This window comes from Kosakonia oryzendophytica (assembly GCF_027886705.1).
GTDB classification, from domain to species: Bacteria; Pseudomonadota; Gammaproteobacteria; order Enterobacterales; family Enterobacteriaceae; genus Kosakonia; species Kosakonia oryzendophytica.
Genome location: NZ_CP115659.1, coordinates 1004261 through 1020818, shown reverse-complemented (window position 1 = coordinate 1020818; position 16558 = coordinate 1004261). Strand labels below are relative to the sequence as shown.

Annotated in this window: 13 protein-coding genes and 1 pseudogene; 6 read left to right on the top strand and 8 right to left on the bottom strand. The window is 47.9% G+C overall.

The genetic code is table 11. The features are described 5' to 3' along the window. Positions 1-23: 23 nt before the first annotated feature. A complete protein-coding gene (locus O9K67_RS04885; RefSeq protein WP_061493373.1) occupies positions 24-1199 on the bottom strand; it encodes an efflux RND transporter periplasmic adaptor subunit in 1176 nt (391 codons plus the stop codon). Between the two features lie 329 nt (positions 1200-1528). Here O9K67_RS04885 and O9K67_RS04880 point away from each other — a divergent pair, with 329 nt between their 5' ends. From O9K67_RS04880 to O9K67_RS04870, 3 genes and pseudogenes are all read left to right on the top strand, one after another. Continuing rightward, complete coding sequence (locus O9K67_RS04880) at positions 1529-1879, top strand: helix-turn-helix domain-containing protein (protein WP_271044642.1); 351 nt, start codon at positions 1529-1531, stop codon at positions 1877-1879. 668 nt (positions 1880-2547) lie between these two features. Continuing rightward, positions 2548-4805: pseudogene (locus O9K67_RS04875) on the top strand (type VI secretion system Vgr family protein). An 8-nt stretch (positions 4806-4813) separates the two neighbouring features. Further along, complete coding sequence (locus O9K67_RS04870; RefSeq protein ID WP_071889869.1) at positions 4814-5176, top strand: hypothetical protein; 363 nt, start codon at positions 4814-4816, stop codon at positions 5174-5176. 435 nt (positions 5177-5611) lie between these two features. On the opposite strand, the gene O9K67_RS04865 is transcribed toward O9K67_RS04870, so the two are convergent. Continuing rightward, entirely contained in the window at positions 5612-6514 is a 903-nt protein-coding gene (locus O9K67_RS04865; protein WP_061493371.1) for a LysR family transcriptional regulator, read from the bottom strand. Between the two features lie 90 nt (positions 6515-6604). Here O9K67_RS04865 and O9K67_RS04860 point away from each other — a divergent pair, with 90 nt between their 5' ends. Together O9K67_RS04860 and O9K67_RS04855 are read left to right on the top strand one after the other, a co-directional pair. Further along, positions 6605-7621 (top strand): NADP-dependent oxidoreductase, encoded by a 1017-nt coding sequence (locus O9K67_RS04860; protein ID WP_061493370.1) that lies wholly within the window; start codon positions 6605-6607, stop codon positions 7619-7621. A 59-nt stretch (positions 7622-7680) separates the two neighbouring features. Further along, the gene (locus O9K67_RS04855; RefSeq protein ID WP_061499776.1) at positions 7681-7986 is read left to right on the top strand and encodes a putative quinol monooxygenase; all 306 of its coding nucleotides are present in this window, start codon (positions 7681-7683) and stop codon (positions 7984-7986) included. Between the two features lie 458 nt (positions 7987-8444). On the opposite strand, the gene O9K67_RS04850 is transcribed toward O9K67_RS04855, so the two are convergent. From O9K67_RS04850 to O9K67_RS04830, 5 genes are read right to left on the bottom strand one after another with little or no spacing between them, the layout of a single operon-like run. After that, complete coding sequence (locus O9K67_RS04850; protein ID WP_245191429.1) at positions 8445-8819, bottom strand: nuclear transport factor 2 family protein; 375 nt, start codon at positions 8817-8819, stop codon at positions 8445-8447. Further along, complete coding sequence (locus O9K67_RS04845; RefSeq protein WP_061493369.1) at positions 8816-9055, bottom strand: DUF2164 domain-containing protein; 240 nt, start codon at positions 9053-9055, stop codon at positions 8816-8818. Before O9K67_RS04845 ends, O9K67_RS04850 begins: the two co-directional genes overlap by 4 nt. Then, on the bottom strand, positions 9042-9959 hold the full coding sequence (locus O9K67_RS04840) for a JmjC domain-containing protein (RefSeq protein ID WP_061493368.1): 918 nt from the start codon (positions 9957-9959) through the stop codon (positions 9042-9044). Before O9K67_RS04840 ends, O9K67_RS04845 begins: the two co-directional genes overlap by 14 nt. A gap of 1 nt (position 9960) precedes the next feature. After that, positions 9961-11637, bottom strand: coding sequence for an ATP-binding cassette domain-containing protein (locus tag O9K67_RS04835; protein ID WP_061493367.1), 1677 nt, complete (start codon positions 11635-11637; stop codon positions 9961-9963). Between the two features lie 44 nt (positions 11638-11681). After that, a complete protein-coding gene (locus O9K67_RS04830) occupies positions 11682-12377 on the bottom strand; it encodes a glycine-rich domain-containing protein (protein WP_061493366.1) in 696 nt (231 codons plus the stop codon). 1013 nt (positions 12378-13390) lie between these two features. On the opposite strand from O9K67_RS04830, the gene mutS reads away from it, so the two are divergent. Next, positions 13391-15952 (top strand): DNA mismatch repair protein MutS, encoded by a 2562-nt coding sequence (mutS, locus tag O9K67_RS04825; protein WP_061493365.1) that lies wholly within the window; start codon positions 13391-13393, stop codon positions 15950-15952. Between the two features lie 374 nt (positions 15953-16326). On the opposite strand, the gene O9K67_RS04820 is transcribed toward mutS, so the two are convergent. Beyond that, complete coding sequence (locus O9K67_RS04820) at positions 16327-16554, bottom strand: non-oxidative hydroxyarylic acid decarboxylases subunit D (protein ID WP_061493364.1); 228 nt, start codon at positions 16552-16554, stop codon at positions 16327-16329. Positions 16555-16558: the final 4 nt, after the last annotated feature.

The window sequence follows — 16558 nt, the reverse complement described above, 5'->3', positions numbered from 1 at the left end:
GTGTCGGATTCTCAAATAAGGGATCAGTTGAGGGCAGTGCTGGCGGTCATGGCAACGGTTTTCGCGTTAACCGGCATACCCGGCATAAACACTTTTTGTAAACCATCGACGATGACTTTATCGCCCGGCTTCAACCCTTGCTGCACGATGCGTAAACCGGCAGCCAGACGCCCCGGCGTGATATCGCGACGCTGCGCTTTACCATCTTTATCAACGATATAAACATATTTGCGATCCTGATCGGTCAGCACCGCTTTGTCGTCAATCAGCGTGGCTTTGAATTCAGCGCTACCCGGCAGCCGTACGCGAGCAAACAGTCCCGGCGTGAACTGACGCTGCGCGTTATCCAACAGCGCGCGCATACGGATCGTGCCGGTACTCGGCGTTAACTGATTATCAAGAAAATCCACTTTCCCCTGGTGAGGGTAGCCCTCCTCGCCAACAAGGCCAATCTCAACCGGTAGCGCCAGGTGATTGCTGGACGCCCCTTGCCCACTGCGGGCAAGATTTTGATAGTGGAGGTAAGTCGACTCATCCACGTCAAAATAGACGTAAACCGTCTTCTGCGAGACCAGCGTGGTGAGCACGCTGGCGCTGTCACCGGCAGTGACCAGATTACCGCTGGTGATCAACGCACGGCTGGCGCGGCCATCGATAGGCGCGGTGACTTTGGTGAAATCCAGATTAAGTTGCGCCGCGTCAACCGCCGCCTGCGCTGCGCGAATGTCGGCCTGTGCCTGGACGGCAGCTGAACGGCGCTGCTCCCATTCTTCACGGGATACCAGATTGGTATGGATTAATTTATTGGTACGCTCAGCCTCACTTTGCGCCAGGCTGGCCTGCGTTTTGGCTCTCGCTAACGTTGCCTGCGCCTGTTCCAGCGCGGCACGATAGGTTCGGTCATCGATAGTGAACAGCACATCGCCCTTTTTCACCTCCTGGCCGTCGGTGTAATTCACTTTATCAATGTAGCCGGAGACACGGGGGCGTAGCTGAACACTTTCCACCGCTTCAATCCGACCGTTAAAGCTATCCCACTGACTGATGGATTTCACGACCACATCAGCGGCGCTGACGGCGGGAGCTTGTGGCATGGCGTTCTGCGCGACACCGTCATCGCAGCCGACAAGCAGTACGGAAAGTAACATTACTCCCAACGCATGCAGATGAAAGTTAACCCAAGGTTTTTGCAGGCTCATTATTTTTATTCCGCTAATTGTAGCCGCCGGGCAAGACGCAGTAGAAGACACCGCGCCACTTCCTTTGTCCGGTCTGGCTTCAGGCCATTTGTGTCGTTCATCGCCACAAAACTGTAACAGTTACGAATACACTATCGCGGGGATTGTAGGGAGGCGCTAAATTTAGTGCAACAATAATTAATACACTTTATGTGCTATTTTGGTCAGCGCAAAAGACGCAATTCCGGCAAGGTCTTAAATGCAACAATAAAACTTGCAATTAATGCAAAATCGGGCCACCTTTAAATGCAACAGATAAAGATACCTTTTAAGCTGCGTGGGGGAACGAAATGAACACTGACGCATTTATGCACGATTTACTCGACTGGATCGACAACAACCTTGAAAGCCGTCTGGACATTGGCACCGTTTCCCGGCGCGCGGGCTATTCGAAATGGCACCTCCAGCGGATATTCAAAGAACATACTGGCTATACCCTCGGCGAGTATATTCGCGCACAAAAACTGAAAAAATCGGTCGAGCGCTTAACGCACAGCTCTGAACCGATTTTGAACGTGGCGATCGCGTTGGGCTTTGACTCTCAGCAATCCTTCAAGCGCCAGTATGGCGTGGCACCCGGAGTATGGCGCCGTAGTATGGGCACCTCTGCAATGCGGACATTACGCCAGCAATCCACATAATATGTTGTCGTTTTCGCGGCAGCCCGTGCAGGATGAAGTCGTCAACCTGATAACAGCGCTACGGGCAGGCCGCCCGGCGTGTCCGGTTTGATGTTTCATCCAGACTGCCGATGTTAACCTGAGCAAGATTGCCCGTCAGCGGCTGGTGTAAGGACAGTAAAGAAGCGTTAATTCCGCTTGCTCCGTATGGGATGTGTAAACGCCGATGTTCGCCGATATCAGCTTTATCACTGCAACCAGGCTTGATTCATTATGAAACTTAAAAACATCACTCACTCATGAAATTTAAGAAAATGGACATCATAAACTGATGAGTACACTTAAGAATTTCGACGAACATACGCTTATGACACATTAGCTGTGCATCACAGGTCGAGAGATTACTCTACTCTCTGCTGCCGACATTCCCATTTAAACCCTTAAAACAAGCTTTGCATGTACAGCATGTAAATTCCACAAAAGTCTGTTGAGTGCCAAGAACAGACGTTGCTGACATCAGTTTGTGTTGATTAACGGGGAGCTGGTCACCAGGATTAATCCGATTCCGTAAAGCCCCGGTAAAATTTTTACAAAGTGTGTAGTCAAGCAGCTTCCTGTTGCAGTTTAATAAGCGCCATTATGCCTATCAGGAGATACGAGGAAGGGTCCTCCCATCCAGTAGTTCTTTCATGCCAAACCGTATAACAATTCAAACGCCCATAGATGGCTTCTTTTCTGGAAAATGTCAGGTCATGAGGCCATTTCGCAACCATTCTCACTCAATGTCGTGCTGCTAGGTACAGATGTACGGATCGATCGCAGCGCGTTACTAGGGCAACCACTCACTGTAACAATCCCAACGCAAAACGCCTTAAGCCCAAGATACTTTAATGGAAAAGTTACCGGCGTTGCGGTAAGCGCGGTTGAATTATCCGGAAGCCGTTATGCAGCCTATACGCTCACCGTTGAGTCTGATCTATGGCCGATGCAACGCGATCGTAATATGCGTATTTTCCAGGAACAAACAGTACCGCAAATTGTTAAAACCTTGCTTGCTGAATATCAGGTCAATGTTGAAGATGCATTGATTGAAAACCATCGGGTCTGGGATTACAGCGTTCAGTATCAGGAAAGTAGCTTTGACTTCATCAGTCGCTTAATGGAACTGGAGGGGATTGCATACTACTTCCGGCATGAGAAGGACAAGCATACCCTTGTGCTGGTTGATTCCGCTGAACAATATCAGCCTGCGAAAGGTTATGAAATAATCCCTTACCAACATACTCCGTCCGGTGGTAGCACGACGACCGAAGGCATCGCTCAGTGGGCTATCGCAGACTTCGTGACGCCGGGCCTTTACAGCCTGGACGACTACGACTTCCGTAAACCTAATGCATGGCTGCATCAGGCTCGCCAGAATCCCTCCTCTCCGCAACCCGGAAAAATAGATGTTTATGACTGGCCGGGGAGATTTGTTGATCATGGACACGGCGAAACGTATGCGCGGATCCGCCAGCAAAGATGGCAAGTAGAACATCATCGTATTAATGGAACTGCGACGGCGCTCGGCATTGCGCCAGGCACGACATTTCTATTAAGCAATGCCCCCTTCTTTAGTGATAACGGTGAATATCTCACAACTGAAGCCCATTATCAGTTTGAGGAAAACCGCTATGCCAGCGGCGCGGACAATAATACGCATCACCAAATCGATTTTTCTGTCATTCCATCAACGGTGGTATTCCGACCTGCTCAAGCCACATCCTGGCCGAGAACATATGGGCCGCAAACAGCGAAAGTTGTTGGCCCTCAAGGTGAAAGTATTTGGACTGACAGGTATGGCCGGGTAAAAGTTAAATTCCATTGGGATCGTCAAGGTAAAGGTGATGACACCTGCTCTTGCTGGGTACGCGTTTCAAGTGCCTGGGCTGGGCAAGGGTTTGGTGGGGTACAAATTCCTCGTGTCAATGATGAAGTGGTCATCGATTTTATTAACGGAGACCCGGATCGTCCCATCGTAACAGGCCGTGTTTACAATGAAGCCAATATGCCGCCGTGGGAGTTACCAGGCGATGCCACCCGTATGGGCTTTATGACACGTAGCAAAGATGGGAATAAAGACAATGCCAGTTATCTGTTCTTTGAAGATCGGATTGGGGGGGAGACGGTAGACCTGCATTCAGAACGAAATATGAATATTTCCGTTGAAAATGATAAGGCGGTAAATATCGATGGTCATCGTACAACTAAAATAGGCAAAACCCAAAATGACGAGGTCGTCGGAGATGCCTCTTTCTATTACCAGGCGAAACGGACGACGACTGTTGATAAGGAAGAAACGGCGACATTTAATCAGGGCACAACAACAACCATCTCGAAGGGGCGTAAACTGACCATCACTGATAGTGGTGATGTTTCTGATATTAAAGGAAATGTTACAACAACAATTGATGGCTCGGTTGATACGAAAATAAAGAACGGTTGGCAATATCTCACCCTCGAAGATGGCAGTATGTGGGTCAAGATCTCCACGGGTGGGCGCGGTGTTGAAATACAAAATGGTGATGAGCTACTTGTTCATAGTGGTGGACAAAAAAATATAATTACCGGTGGTGTAAATACAACCATCACAGGAAACTGGGAACAGAAAGTAACTAACGGTGACATTACAATTTCAACGCCAGGCACCATAACAATTAAAGGTGATACGAAGGTTGATATTCAAGCTCCTGACTGGTATGAATTCAAAGCAATTGCTCTGGCATTGAAATTGAATGAGAGCTCGTTTGGTTTGACCGAAATAGCTTCCAGAGGATTCAAGTATGAGACAAACCCTGCCCAGATTAAATTGAGGGGTAATACTGGATTCGAGGTGCATGTCAATGGTGTCCAGGTTAAAAAGGACATAGTTTCCATAAAAAATGCCGCCCTACAAATAATTACATGAGGTTTAGGATGTCAAAGTATTCAGGAATAATAGCAACCCTTTTGCCTTTGTTATTAATAATCTCTGTCATTTTCTATTTCTTACAGGGTTATTACGTATACTTAAAGATTAAAAAAGACCCTGTCCATACTAAAGCTAAAATTGTTAGCTACGTTCCCGGAAGCCCTAATAATTTAGGAAAAGTAGATATTGCAATAACTTATACATTTACAGCTGACAATAAAGTCTACATAAAGGGAAAAGAAAACTTAACTATTAATACGGTAGATCTTAATAAAGAGCATATCGGTAAAGAAGTTCCGATCGTCTATTACCGGAAGGATCCTAACTACAGCAAAATTGATGTATATGATGAGAGCTTACGTAACTAATAATATCTACTATTAACATATAGGGGCGGTTACCGCCCCTATTTACTTGACTATAGTTGCTCTATCTGAAAGTCTAACATATCCAGTTCGGTTCGCATATACCCATCCTGAAAAACAGAAAATGGAGCCATCCGTTAGAAAGATATATTTCACCCTTGGTTAACGCGTAAATCCTGATAAACATCTCTGCCTGACACGCATCATTACGAATATATACCGAATGTGCAATGCACAACTACAATTGCAGACAGAAGTTGCACGTAAAAAAGAGTTATGATTGCCCCTGACCTGCTCCCCGTGAATTAACATACCACAATCTAAGGTCCGCTCCTCGCTCATAGCGGATCTTACGGCTCTTCAACAGGTCCGCGCTGTGACAGGAGCGGATATTTATCATCTTGATGACGCCAAAATGTTCAAACCGGTAACTGGCATCTAAAAATGTCCAAAAAGATGATCCAGGAATGCACGCACAGCAGGATTAGCGCGGCGACTTTCATGCCACAGTACCGAAATGTTATGCCGCTCTACGGTAAAGTCCGTCAGCAGAGGGACTAATTTTTTATTCTTTACCCACGAATCAGCCACAAAGCTCGCTGCCATGCCTATTCCGGCACCGGCAGCCACTGCCGCTACAACGGCTTCACTGACATCAACGATGATCTCAGATGAAGGCACGATGTCGATCTCCTGCTCTCCAACCCGGAACGGCCAGCGAAAAACCTGCCCGGTATTCTGGTAACGCAGATTGACCGTTTTGTGCTCCGTTAGATCATTCGGGTGTTCTGGCGCGGGGTGCCTGGCCAAATATTCAGGCGAGGCATAACAACCTATGTGATAAGGAGAAAGGTGGCGAGACAAAAGAGTTGAATCCGCGAGTTCACCGAGCCGGACGGCAATATCAATATTCTCATCAACGATACTTATCACGTGATCGCTTAACCGTAAGTCAATCTTCACGTTGGGATAAATGGCGCAGAACTGCGGAATAACCGGGGCGATCATATGAATACCGATCGGCAACGATGCCGCTATTCTCAGTGTTCCCGCGGGCTCTGCACGTGCGCGCTTTGCCAGTTGCCCAATCTCTTCAGCATCGCGCAACAACCGTAATGCTCGCTCGTGCAGCTCACGCCCTTCCGCGGTCAAAACCAAAGAGCGTGTGGTGCGGGTAAATAACGTGACCCCGAGCTGATGCTCCAGCCGCTGGATACTCTTACTTACCGCTGAAGGTGAAACGGACAGAGAGCGGGCGGCAGCCGTATAGCTACCGAGAGACCCGGCACGCGCGAATGCAATAAGACCCGTGAGTCTTTCAAAACCAATTTGTTCCTTCATGGCACAATTAAAGCGAAATAGAGCCTAATTATCAATCCATGGGAACGATCTTATTATTTGTCACGTGAATCCTTTTACAGTGAGATGATAATGACTGAGGTAATGAAAGCAGTACAACTGCATGCTTTTGGGGGGCCCGAAAACCTGCTGTATGAAGACGCGCCGAAACCCACTGTGGGAAGCGACGAAGTACTTGTAAAGATATATGCTGCCAGTCTTAACCCCCCCGATTTGTATCTCCGGGACGGCTATCAGGCGCTTCCGCCTGAATGGTGGCCAACCCCCACATTCCCGCTCATCCTGGGAACTGATGTATCCGGCGTCGTTGCAGCCGTCGGTGAAAATGTCTCTGCCTTCAGCCCTGGCGATGAGGTCTATTCCATGGTGCGCTTCCCGGAAGGGATAATGAATGGCAGCGGTGCCTATGCAGACTATGTAAGCATTCCCGCACCACAGGTGGCGCTCAAACCCCACGGACTAACACATGTCGAGGCTGCTGGTGCGCCGATGTCGCTTCTTACGGCCTGGCAATTCCTTGTCGAGCTGGGTCACGATGCCCCCAATCCATTTCAGCCATTTCAGCACACACCGGTTTCACTGAATGGCCGGACAGTACTGGTAAATGGTGCTGGCGGGGGCGTGGGACATCTCGCCGTACAGATAGCGAAGTGGAAAGGGGCGCGGGTTATTGCCGTGGCCTCGTCCCGACATGAAAAACGTCTACGCGACCTGGGTGCGGATGAGTTCATCGATTACACCCTTACAACCGCTGAGACCGCAGTAAAAAATGTCGATCTCGTTCTGGACAGTGTCGGTGGTTCAAATATGGCGCGCTTCCTTGGTTGCATCAAACAGGGTGGCGCATTGTTTCTGGTTAATCCGTTAGGGTTTTCCGGCCAGAATGAGGCCGTTAAAAAAGGGATTACCGTCTCCTCCACACAAGTACGTTCGAGTGGTGCGCAACTCACTGAAGCCGCTCATCTTCTGGAAAAAGGCATTATTCGGGTAGTTATAGATAGTACTTATCCCTTAGCCAGAGCATCAGATGCGCATAAGCGCGCTGCGCAGGGAAGTATTCAGGGCAAAATTGTGCTCACGAACTTTTGATTATCGCGAAACCTGCCATTCATTGAGGTTATATGTGTGGCAGGAAGATGAGGGGTAACATGTTAATTATCCTTGGTTATGTCCATATCCAACCTTCTGTGTTGGGACAATTTATGAATGAGATAGGGTTGCTGGCTGAAAGTGTGCGGAGGCGCGATGGCAACATTTCGTACAACATCGCCGTCGAGGATAGTCTGGCAGGGAAAATACTGATAGCTGAGCGCTGGAAAAATCACGTTGCACTGAGCGCGCACCTTGAATCTGCCGATACTGTGGCCTTTATTGAGCGATGGCAGAATTCAATGACAGGAGACGTTCTGAAATATGACGCAGTTAATGAACGGGGGCTGACGGAGTTGACCTGAGCTCCGTTAATAAAAGAACCAATGAGCGATGTAAAATTTAATGAGAATTAAAAAAACCTCTAACTGATTAAAATTTAAGAAAATGCAATCATATACTGGTGGTGCGAACACGTTACACTTTGTCTGCAGCGTCGGGGACTTTCTGTTCCCGTAAGCGGAGAAGCCGCCGTGAATGACAGCAGAACAAAATCGCTCGCTATGAAGCAGAATATGGACAGGGCCGGTGGTGGCAGCAGCATGCGGCGGCCAATCCGAAAGCTGCCATAGCAGCCACTTTTGGCCGCTACAAACGATGTTTAACGTTGATTCTTCTCCCCCCTACTGGCTCTGGCCTCGAATATGATCCAATTACTGATTTGCCCAGGAGCCTTCCTTAATAGAGGAAGGCTCCTGTTTCTGCAGTAAATGATTTTGCGGTCTGCATCGTCAGTTGCTCTTAACCCTGTAGCACGCTTCAGTCAGGGCTCAGAGGATTCATAAGACTGAAACTGAAGCTTCCACGATCCTTTCAGTTTTATCCAGCATTCAATAAAGCTTATCCGGATTTGCTCATCCGGTGATGAAATCACGGCGATACCGCTTACCGAAGCTATGTCACCAAGCTCACGGGTGACAACGTCATATTCTTCCCGACGTGTCTGCTGAAAAACAGCAGGATTATCCTGCTTCAGGAGCGTTAATTTGCGCAGCTGATGTTTCTTATAGATCATCTTCTCTCCGTTAGTGGAGAAGAACCAATCAGCCTCAAGATAATCCAGTTGAGCAATATCCAAACAATAGAAAGCGTTATACCATTCTTTACGCATCAGCTGGAGATTTGATCCAATTTTCACAGTATCCTCTTCAGATCCATGTATTCCTGTATTTGCTCACTGAATGACTGATGCGTTTTTATCGCCTCTTCTATACCCGCATTGTAAAACAGGGGCCCAAAGGTTTTTATCACAAACTCCGCAAAAAATTCCGCATCGAATTGCTCCAGCTGGAAATCCAGCTGCTGTTCACAGTATGACTGCAGTTGAGACACGATAAGGTGCTTTTCTTCTTTGCTTAATTTAATTTCTGACATCCCGGGTCCTTATATCAGGGAGGTTGAACTTCACATATCGCTGCTGCATACAGTCTTGAATAATAGCTGACTCCCACAAATCTATATCAATTTCTTTAAGGCACTCTGTGAGCATCATCTGCAAGGATGCATTATCAGAAGCGCTGCTCGAAAAAGCGACAGGTTCGCGCAGTTCAGGATACCGCGCAAGGGAGTCTAAAACCGTTTTAATAACATCAAGTTTGCGCGGCCGGATCACAGGAAAAGAAATGTGAAGGGAGCGCTCCCCTTCTGTACGTACATTATGCCAGTATCCGGCGGGCAAATAGACGGCCTGTCCTGGCTCAATTCTCAGTGTCATCATGGGTTCACCCGCCGGTGGCGTGAAATCGAAACTTTTATCTGACAGCAAGGGATAGGGATGAGTGGGGGCGTGAATATCCCACAATTTAGCCCCCTCGATCTGTACGGCGATGACATCATGGTTATCGAAATGGAGACCAAAACTTGGCGTGGATGACCACGCGCAATAAAGATTCGCTGTCGACCGGCACCGTAACTGAGAACTCAGATAATCAGTCACTTTTCGCACATTTTCAAAATATGCCTGACAGCGATCGATAATAAGGGTACTTCCAGACTGCAGACTTTTGAGAAGATTGTAGCGATTTACATGCGGCGACTTTTCGCCAGTCACGCTGAGCGTGTAAGAAACAAAGCCTCTGTAACCCCGAATGGCAGGGTTACTGTCATTAGCCAGACGAATTCTTGGATAATCCAGAATATCTTTTTCCAGAAGATAATTAATATCATCCCAGCATAATAGCCCAGAAGCATCAACCTTCTCAAAAAGATACGGCTTCTTCTGAAACGCTGTGCGGGTAAATGTTTCAATTTCCTGCTGAGCAATAAATTGCTTGTCCATTTCAGCCTGCCTTTTGTTTAATGCCAGTTAGGTGAATAAGAGCATCTTTTTTAACTTCATATTTTACGGAGTCTGGAAATGCTGCCTGAAGTCCAGGATCGTGAGAAACAATCAGAACGTGGCCGGTTAGTAAATACTCTTTAATCATTTCTATAAGTACTCGTGTGGACTCATGATCGAGTGCAGATGTCGGTTCATCCATGATCAGGAGTTGGGATGATTTTAAAAAAGCTGTAATGATATTTAATTTTTGTAATTCACCACCTGAAAGGTTACGCCCGCCTTCACCAACTGAAAAATCCAGTTCGTAAGGGAAGAAAATCCGTTTTGAAATTACAGCAAATTTTTTCTCATCAAATTCTCCCAAAAAGAAGATAAGGTTATCTCTTAGCGACGCATTAAGAAGAGAAAAAGACTGGGTAACAACGGAAACGCCAGGAGGCGTCGTTCCGTCTGATCCGGCTGACGTTATGTCGGGGGAGAAAATGATAGTTCCTTTATCTGGCCTGTCAATCAAGCTCAACAACCTGACCAGGCTTGTTTTTCCTGTGCCATTTTCACCAAGCAGAAGAACGGGTTTTCCTGAATCAAACTGTATATCCCCGCTCAGGCCAGAAAAAACGGTTTTTCCATCTTTATTTTTGTAGACATCATTGAGCATGATATAAAGTTGGTCAGGGAAATTTCCACATTGTGAACTCATGTCAGCCTTATCTGCATTAATATGTTTGCGAAGAGGAGACAAAGCGTCATTTAATATACGGAAGTCAATCCTGCACCGGTTAATATTACGCCAGAGGACGCCAATGCGATTCAATGGGAGAAAGACCTGAAAGAGAAACGTCGCAAGCATGATAAGGCTTCCGAATGTTATCGCACCGGTATTAAAGGCAATACCGGCCGAAACGAGGACAATAACGCTACCAAAGGAAGAAAGAAGGGTCGTAAAAAAACCAAAGCGAAAAAATTCGTCCCGGACAGAGCGCTGAGAATTATCATAATTAATAACAGCATGACGCATTGTAGCCTGGCTCCGCAAGCCAGAACTATAAATTTTAGAGGAAAGATGAACGGACCCGAGCCCATGGAGAAGGCCGTTAATTTTCTTCCTGCTCATTGCTACATTTCGCATTAAAGAGAAACGTTTTTCCGTCAACTTTATAATAAAAATAACATATATTAAGACAACTGAAAGGAACTCCAGAGCTATTGTACTGCCGAGATACCACCAGACAGAAGCAATTATGAAAAGCGTCTGAAATACAACGGGTAAAGTTTCACTCCAGATGGTCCTGACATACGTTCCAATCGAACCCATTGCAGTTTCGTATACGGAGAACAGCTCACTTTTATTGACCGAATCCATATCCTCTGCATAAACAGAATTTATGTTTGAATATATTTCAGTACGCAATTCACTTTCCGATTTAATGCAGTACTCATGCACAATTCTTTCAGTAAGCGCATAACTGATAGGCATTAAAATTCTGATTGCGATGAAAAGAGAACAAAAAACAACCACTCCCTCATAGGAAGAAAGCTCCTGTTTATTATCAATGCAATATCGTACAAGAACACCGAATGAGATGAATAAAAATGAAGAAATCACCGTCAGTGATAGCGTCGATATTTGACTTAGCTTATTTTTTTTTAGCAGATTTTTTTCAATGAAATCCATACGATCACCTTTAAAGCCCGCATTAAGCGGGCTGCACTCATGAATTATCTTGAGTTACAAGAGCATCCGGCACCACAACCTTTTCCAGAACAGCCACACCCAGCCTTACCCGTGAGTGATCCCATGATAATTTTCATAACTTCATCTTTAGGCATAGCAAGAATTTCAGAAGTAATCATATTGAATGATTTACTGCTAACTTCACTTGAAACAAGTGGCATCCTTAAAGCATTAAGGCGATCGATACTATAGTTAACGGCATACTCACCGTACCATTTAATAACAGTCTCCTCGCCAAGAAGCTCCTTAATTTTAAGGATTTGGTTATGATAAGCCTGTTGTTTATAAGTCTCAAAATCACTATTCATCGCTGTTATGTGTTTAATTTCACTTCTCAGCATTTCTCGCGTAAACGGGAAGTGATGAAGGAATCCCCCAAGGTATTCTTCACAAAAATGGTGATACCTATCTGTAAAAAGAACGAAGGTATGCCACATCTCATCGATGACCTGCATTTGTTCGTACACTGATATATTAAAACATTCAGTTTGACAGCGGGCGGCAAGATAAAGGAACTTTTTAGTCTCGTAGAATATATCCTCCGCCTCCTCCTGAGTGACATTCCATTCCTTTCTAAATTTAGTGATGAGATCCTCATTTTGGTACGCCAATACCCTGTCGATATCGCTCACATTGAGAGGACCATTATTGATATTACTGCGTAGCGCTTGCTGTAGCATTGTAATCTCCAGTTGCAGGTGAGGGTTATCTGGATTGATTTAATGTAATGCCTAATTGTTTTAGCGAAACGAGATGTGAAAGTTTATAAGTGAAATTTAAATATTTGTGTATATATATTTTCTTGTTATTTTTGAAGTTTGAGAGCACATACCGAAAAAACAACTCTTACCTGATTGATTTATAATGCAAAAAATCTCAAACTTTCACACCAATAAGATAAATCTTAAAACTTTTGTGATAATTGTATTTTTCTATTTTTTAATTACGAATTATTAATCGCCTAATTATTTTTATTTATTTTTAAAATGCAAAATAAATTAGGGAATAGGCACTCACCATAAAAGCACTCAAAGACTCCTATAATTTCCAGTAATTTCTTTGTAGGCGGCATTAAACATAAGTATTAAATGATTTTCAAAAGCAGTAGGCGACTGTTCAACCAACACTTTTTTCACTCATCAACAAACATTGACTTAATAAAGGAGCTGGAAAATATTTCTTTAGATTCAGGACGGCCTGGATATATCCACACAAATAGCATTGGTTTAAATGAATATGCATACAATTGTCTATTTCACTGCATTTTAGAGGAATATTAAATATATTATTTCGCAAAAAGAGACTCTCTGAAGCTGCCCTGGTTTAGCCAGACAATCAGGCCAAACTATAGAGCCGGAACGTCTACCGGGTTGGGGTCACAAGCTTGCCCTGCAGAGCACTCGTGTAACAGTAGAAAAAAGACCTGACGCCGGTTGCGCCGCTGGAAACGCATCACCACGCGTTTTCCCGATATCGGCTTTATCACTGTCACCTGGCTTCATCATTTCTCTCACTTTAAACAACAACACCTCCCCATTGTTTCCCTGCCATAAAGACCTGGTTATCATGCTCGCTACGTCCTTATGAAAGGAAGTGCAGGATTTCATGAGATCCAATGAGCAACGTGAAACCTAATGAAAATTAAAAACATCACTCACTCATTAAAATTTAAGAAAATGGACATCATAAGCTGATGAGTACACTCGAGAATTTCGACGCCCACACCCCGATGATGCAGCAGTATCTGAAGCTGAAAGCTCAGCATCCGGACATTCTGCTGTTCTATCGCATGGGGGACTTTTACGAGCTGTTTTACGACGATGCCAAACGCGCATCGCAGTTGATGGATATCTCACTGACCAAACGCGGCGCATCGGCGGGTGAACCGATCCCAATGGCGGGCGTACCGTATCATGCCGTCGAAAACTATCTGGCGAAGCTGGTCAGCCTTGGCGAGTCCGTGGCGATTTGCGAACAGATAGGCGATCCTGCCACCAGCAAAGGGCCGGTTGAGCGCAAAGTGGTACGCATCGTGACGCCAGGCACCATCAGCGATGAAGCGCTGTTGCAGGAACGTCAGGATAACCTGCTGGCCGCCATCTGGCAGGACAGCAAAGGCTTTGGTTACGCCACGCTGGATATTAGCTCCGGGCGTTTTCGCGTAAGCGAACCGGCCGATCGCGACACCATGGCCGCCGAATTACAACGTACCAACCCGGCCGAACTGCTGTATGCCGAAGACTTTGCGGAAACCGCATTGATTGAAGGCCGCCGAGGTTTGCGCCGCCGCCCGCTGTGGGAGTTTGAAATTGACACCGCCCGCCAGCAGCTCAATCTGCAATTCGGTACCCGCGATCTGGTTGGCTTCGGCGTCGAGAATGCTCCGCGCGGTCTGTGCGCCGCCGGTTGTCTGCTGCAATATGTGAAAGACACGCAGCGCACCGCCCTGCCGCATATTCGCTCCATTACTATGGAGCGCCAGCAGGACACCATTATTATGGATGCCGCCACGCGCCGTAATCTGGAGATCACCCAGAACCTGGCAGGCGGGATAGAAAACACGTTGGCGTCGGTGCTGGACTGTACCGTCACCGCCATGGGTAGCCGTATGCTGAAACGCTGGCTGCATATGCCCGTGCGCGATACCCGGGTGTTAGTCGAACGCCAACAAACCATCAGCGCGTTACAGGAACGCACTGGCGAATTACAGCCAGTGTTGCGCCAGGTCGGTGACCTTGAACGTATTCTTGCCCGTCTGGCGCTGCGCACCGCTCGCCCACGCGATCTGGCGCGTATGCGTTACGCTTTCCAGCAATTGCCGGAACTGCGCCGCCAGTTGGCGGATATCGACAGTGCGCCGGTTCAGGCGCTGCGCGAAAACATGGGTGAATTCACCGAACTGCGTGAATTGCTTGAACGGGCGATTATTGACGCTCCGCCTGTGCTGGTGCGCGATGGTGGCGTCATTGCTCCAGGATATAACGCCGAGCTGGACGAGTGGCGTGGGCTGGCGGAGGGGGCGACCGATTACCTCGACAGACTCGAGATCCGTGAACGCGAACGTCTCGGGCTGGATACCCTGAAAGTCGGCTATAACGCCGTGCACGGTTATTACATCCAGATCAGCCGCGGTCAGAGCCACCTGGCGCCCATTCACTATGTGCGCCGCCAGACGCTGAAAAACGCCGAACGCTATATTATTCCGGAGCTGAAAGAGTACGAAGACAAGGTCCTGACATCTAAAGGCAAAGCGCTGGCGCTGGAGAAACAGCTGTATGAAGAACTGTTCGATCTGCTGATGCCACACCTGGCGGATCTGCAACAAAGCGCGTCTGCACTGGCAGAACTGGATGTGCTGGTCAACCTGGCGGAACGCGCTGAAACGCTCAATTACTGCTGCCCGACCTTTAGCGACAAACCGGGCATTCGCATTAGCGAAGGCCGTCACCCGGTGGTGGAACAGGTGCTGAAAGAGCCGTTTATCGCTAACCCGCTGAATTTATCCCCTCAGCGCCGGATGCTGATTATTACCGGGCCGAATATGGGCGGTAAAAGTACCTATATGCGTCAGACTGCATTGATTGCACTGCTGGCGTATATCGGTAGCTATGTTCCGGCACAGAAGGTCGAGATTGGTCCCATTGATCGTATCTTTACCCGAGTCGGCGCGGCGGATGATCTGGCCAGCGGGCGCTCGACTTTTATGGTGGAGATGACCGAGACCGCCAACATTCTGCACAATGCCACCGAAAACAGCCTGGTGTTGATGGATGAGATTGGTCGCGGGACATCCACCTATGATGGTCTGTCGCTGGCCTGGGCTTGCGCAGAGAATCTGGCGAATAAAATCAAGGCACTGACGCTGTTTGCCACTCACTACTTTGAGTTGACGCAACTGCCCGAGAAAATGGAAGGCGTGGCAAATGTGCATCTGGACGCACTGGAGCATGGCGATACCATTGCCTTTATGCACAGCGTGCAGGATGGTGCGGCCAGTAAGAGCTACGGGCTGGCGGTTGCCGCACTGGCTGGCGTGCCGAAAGAGGTGATCAAGCGGGCGCGTGGTAAGCTGCGCGAACTGGAAAGCCTGTCGCCGAATGCAGCAGCTACGCAAGTCGATGGTACGCAGATGTCGCTGCTGGCGGCTCAGGAAGAGACCAGCCCGGCTGTTGAAGCGCTGGAAAATCTTGACCCGGACGCGTTAACACCGCGTCAGGCGCTGGAGTGGATTTATCGACTGAAAAGTCTGGTCTAGGTTGCCCTCACCCCGGCCCTCTCCCCCAGGGAGAGGGAGAAAACCGAGCTCTCACGCCGGCCCTCCCCCCAGGGAGAGAGAAAACCGAGCTCTCACGCCGATCCTCTCACAAGGATGGGGGAGAACGGTTCCCTCACCCCGCCCCTCTCCCCCAGGGAGAGGGAGAAAACCGAGCATTCACCCCGCCCCTCTCCCACAGGGAGAGGGAGAAAACCGAGCACTCACCCCGCCCCTCTCCCACAGGGAGAGGGAGAAAACCGAGCACTCACCCCGGCCCTCCCCCCAAGGAGGGAGAAAACCGAGCATTCACGCAGGTTTTCTCACACTGGGAGAAGGGCCCCCTCATTCCTCCTGGAGGAAATGAGGGGAACGACTCATTTCGTCAACAGTGGTGGAATGGTCGGGACTTGCGGCGCGTTATCAATATCCTGTTGCGTCATTCGAAACGCTTCCGGGTAGTGTTCACGGCTGGTGCGGCGCAGTGGCTCAGTATCTCGCCAGGTATATAAACAGTGCTGGCACTGATAAACCGTCCAGACCCCTTTGACTGGCGAGGTCGCCATCACTTCAATCTGCTCATCGGCACAACGTGGGCATATCATCATT

Excerpts from the sequence above, each read along its gene's own strand:
- O9K67_RS04885 (WP_061493373.1), bottom strand. The coding sequence starts at position 1,199 with ATGAGCCTGCAAAAACCTTGGGTTAACTTTCATCTGCATGCGTTGGGA.
- O9K67_RS04880 (WP_271044642.1), top strand. The coding sequence starts at position 1,529 with ATGAACACTGACGCATTTATGCACGATTTACTCGACTGGATCGACAAC.
- O9K67_RS04870 (WP_071889869.1), top strand. The coding sequence starts at position 4,814 with ATGTCAAAGTATTCAGGAATAATAGCAACCCTTTTGCCTTTGTTATTA.
- O9K67_RS04865 (WP_061493371.1), bottom strand. The coding sequence starts at position 6,514 with ATGAAGGAACAAATTGGTTTTGAAAGACTCACGGGTCTTATTGCATTC.
- O9K67_RS04860 (WP_061493370.1), top strand. The coding sequence starts at position 6,605 with ATGACTGAGGTAATGAAAGCAGTACAACTGCATGCTTTTGGGGGGCCC.
- O9K67_RS04855 (WP_061499776.1), top strand. The coding sequence starts at position 7,681 with ATGTTAATTATCCTTGGTTATGTCCATATCCAACCTTCTGTGTTGGGA.
- O9K67_RS04845 (WP_061493369.1), bottom strand. The coding sequence starts at position 9,055 with ATGTCAGAAATTAAATTAAGCAAAGAAGAAAAGCACCTTATCGTGTCT.
- O9K67_RS04840 (WP_061493368.1), bottom strand. The coding sequence starts at position 9,959 with ATGGACAAGCAATTTATTGCTCAGCAGGAAATTGAAACATTTACCCGC.
- O9K67_RS04835 (WP_061493367.1), bottom strand. The coding sequence starts at position 11,637 with ATGGATTTCATTGAAAAAAATCTGCTAAAAAAAAATAAGCTAAGTCAA.
- O9K67_RS04830 (WP_061493366.1), bottom strand. The coding sequence starts at position 12,377 with ATGCTACAGCAAGCGCTACGCAGTAATATCAATAATGGTCCTCTCAAT.
- mutS (WP_061493365.1), top strand. The coding sequence starts at position 13,391 with ATGAGTACACTCGAGAATTTCGACGCCCACACCCCGATGATGCAGCAG.
- O9K67_RS04820 (WP_061493364.1), bottom strand. The coding sequence starts at position 16,554 with ATGATATGCCCACGTTGTGCCGATGAGCAGATTGAAGTGATGGCGACC.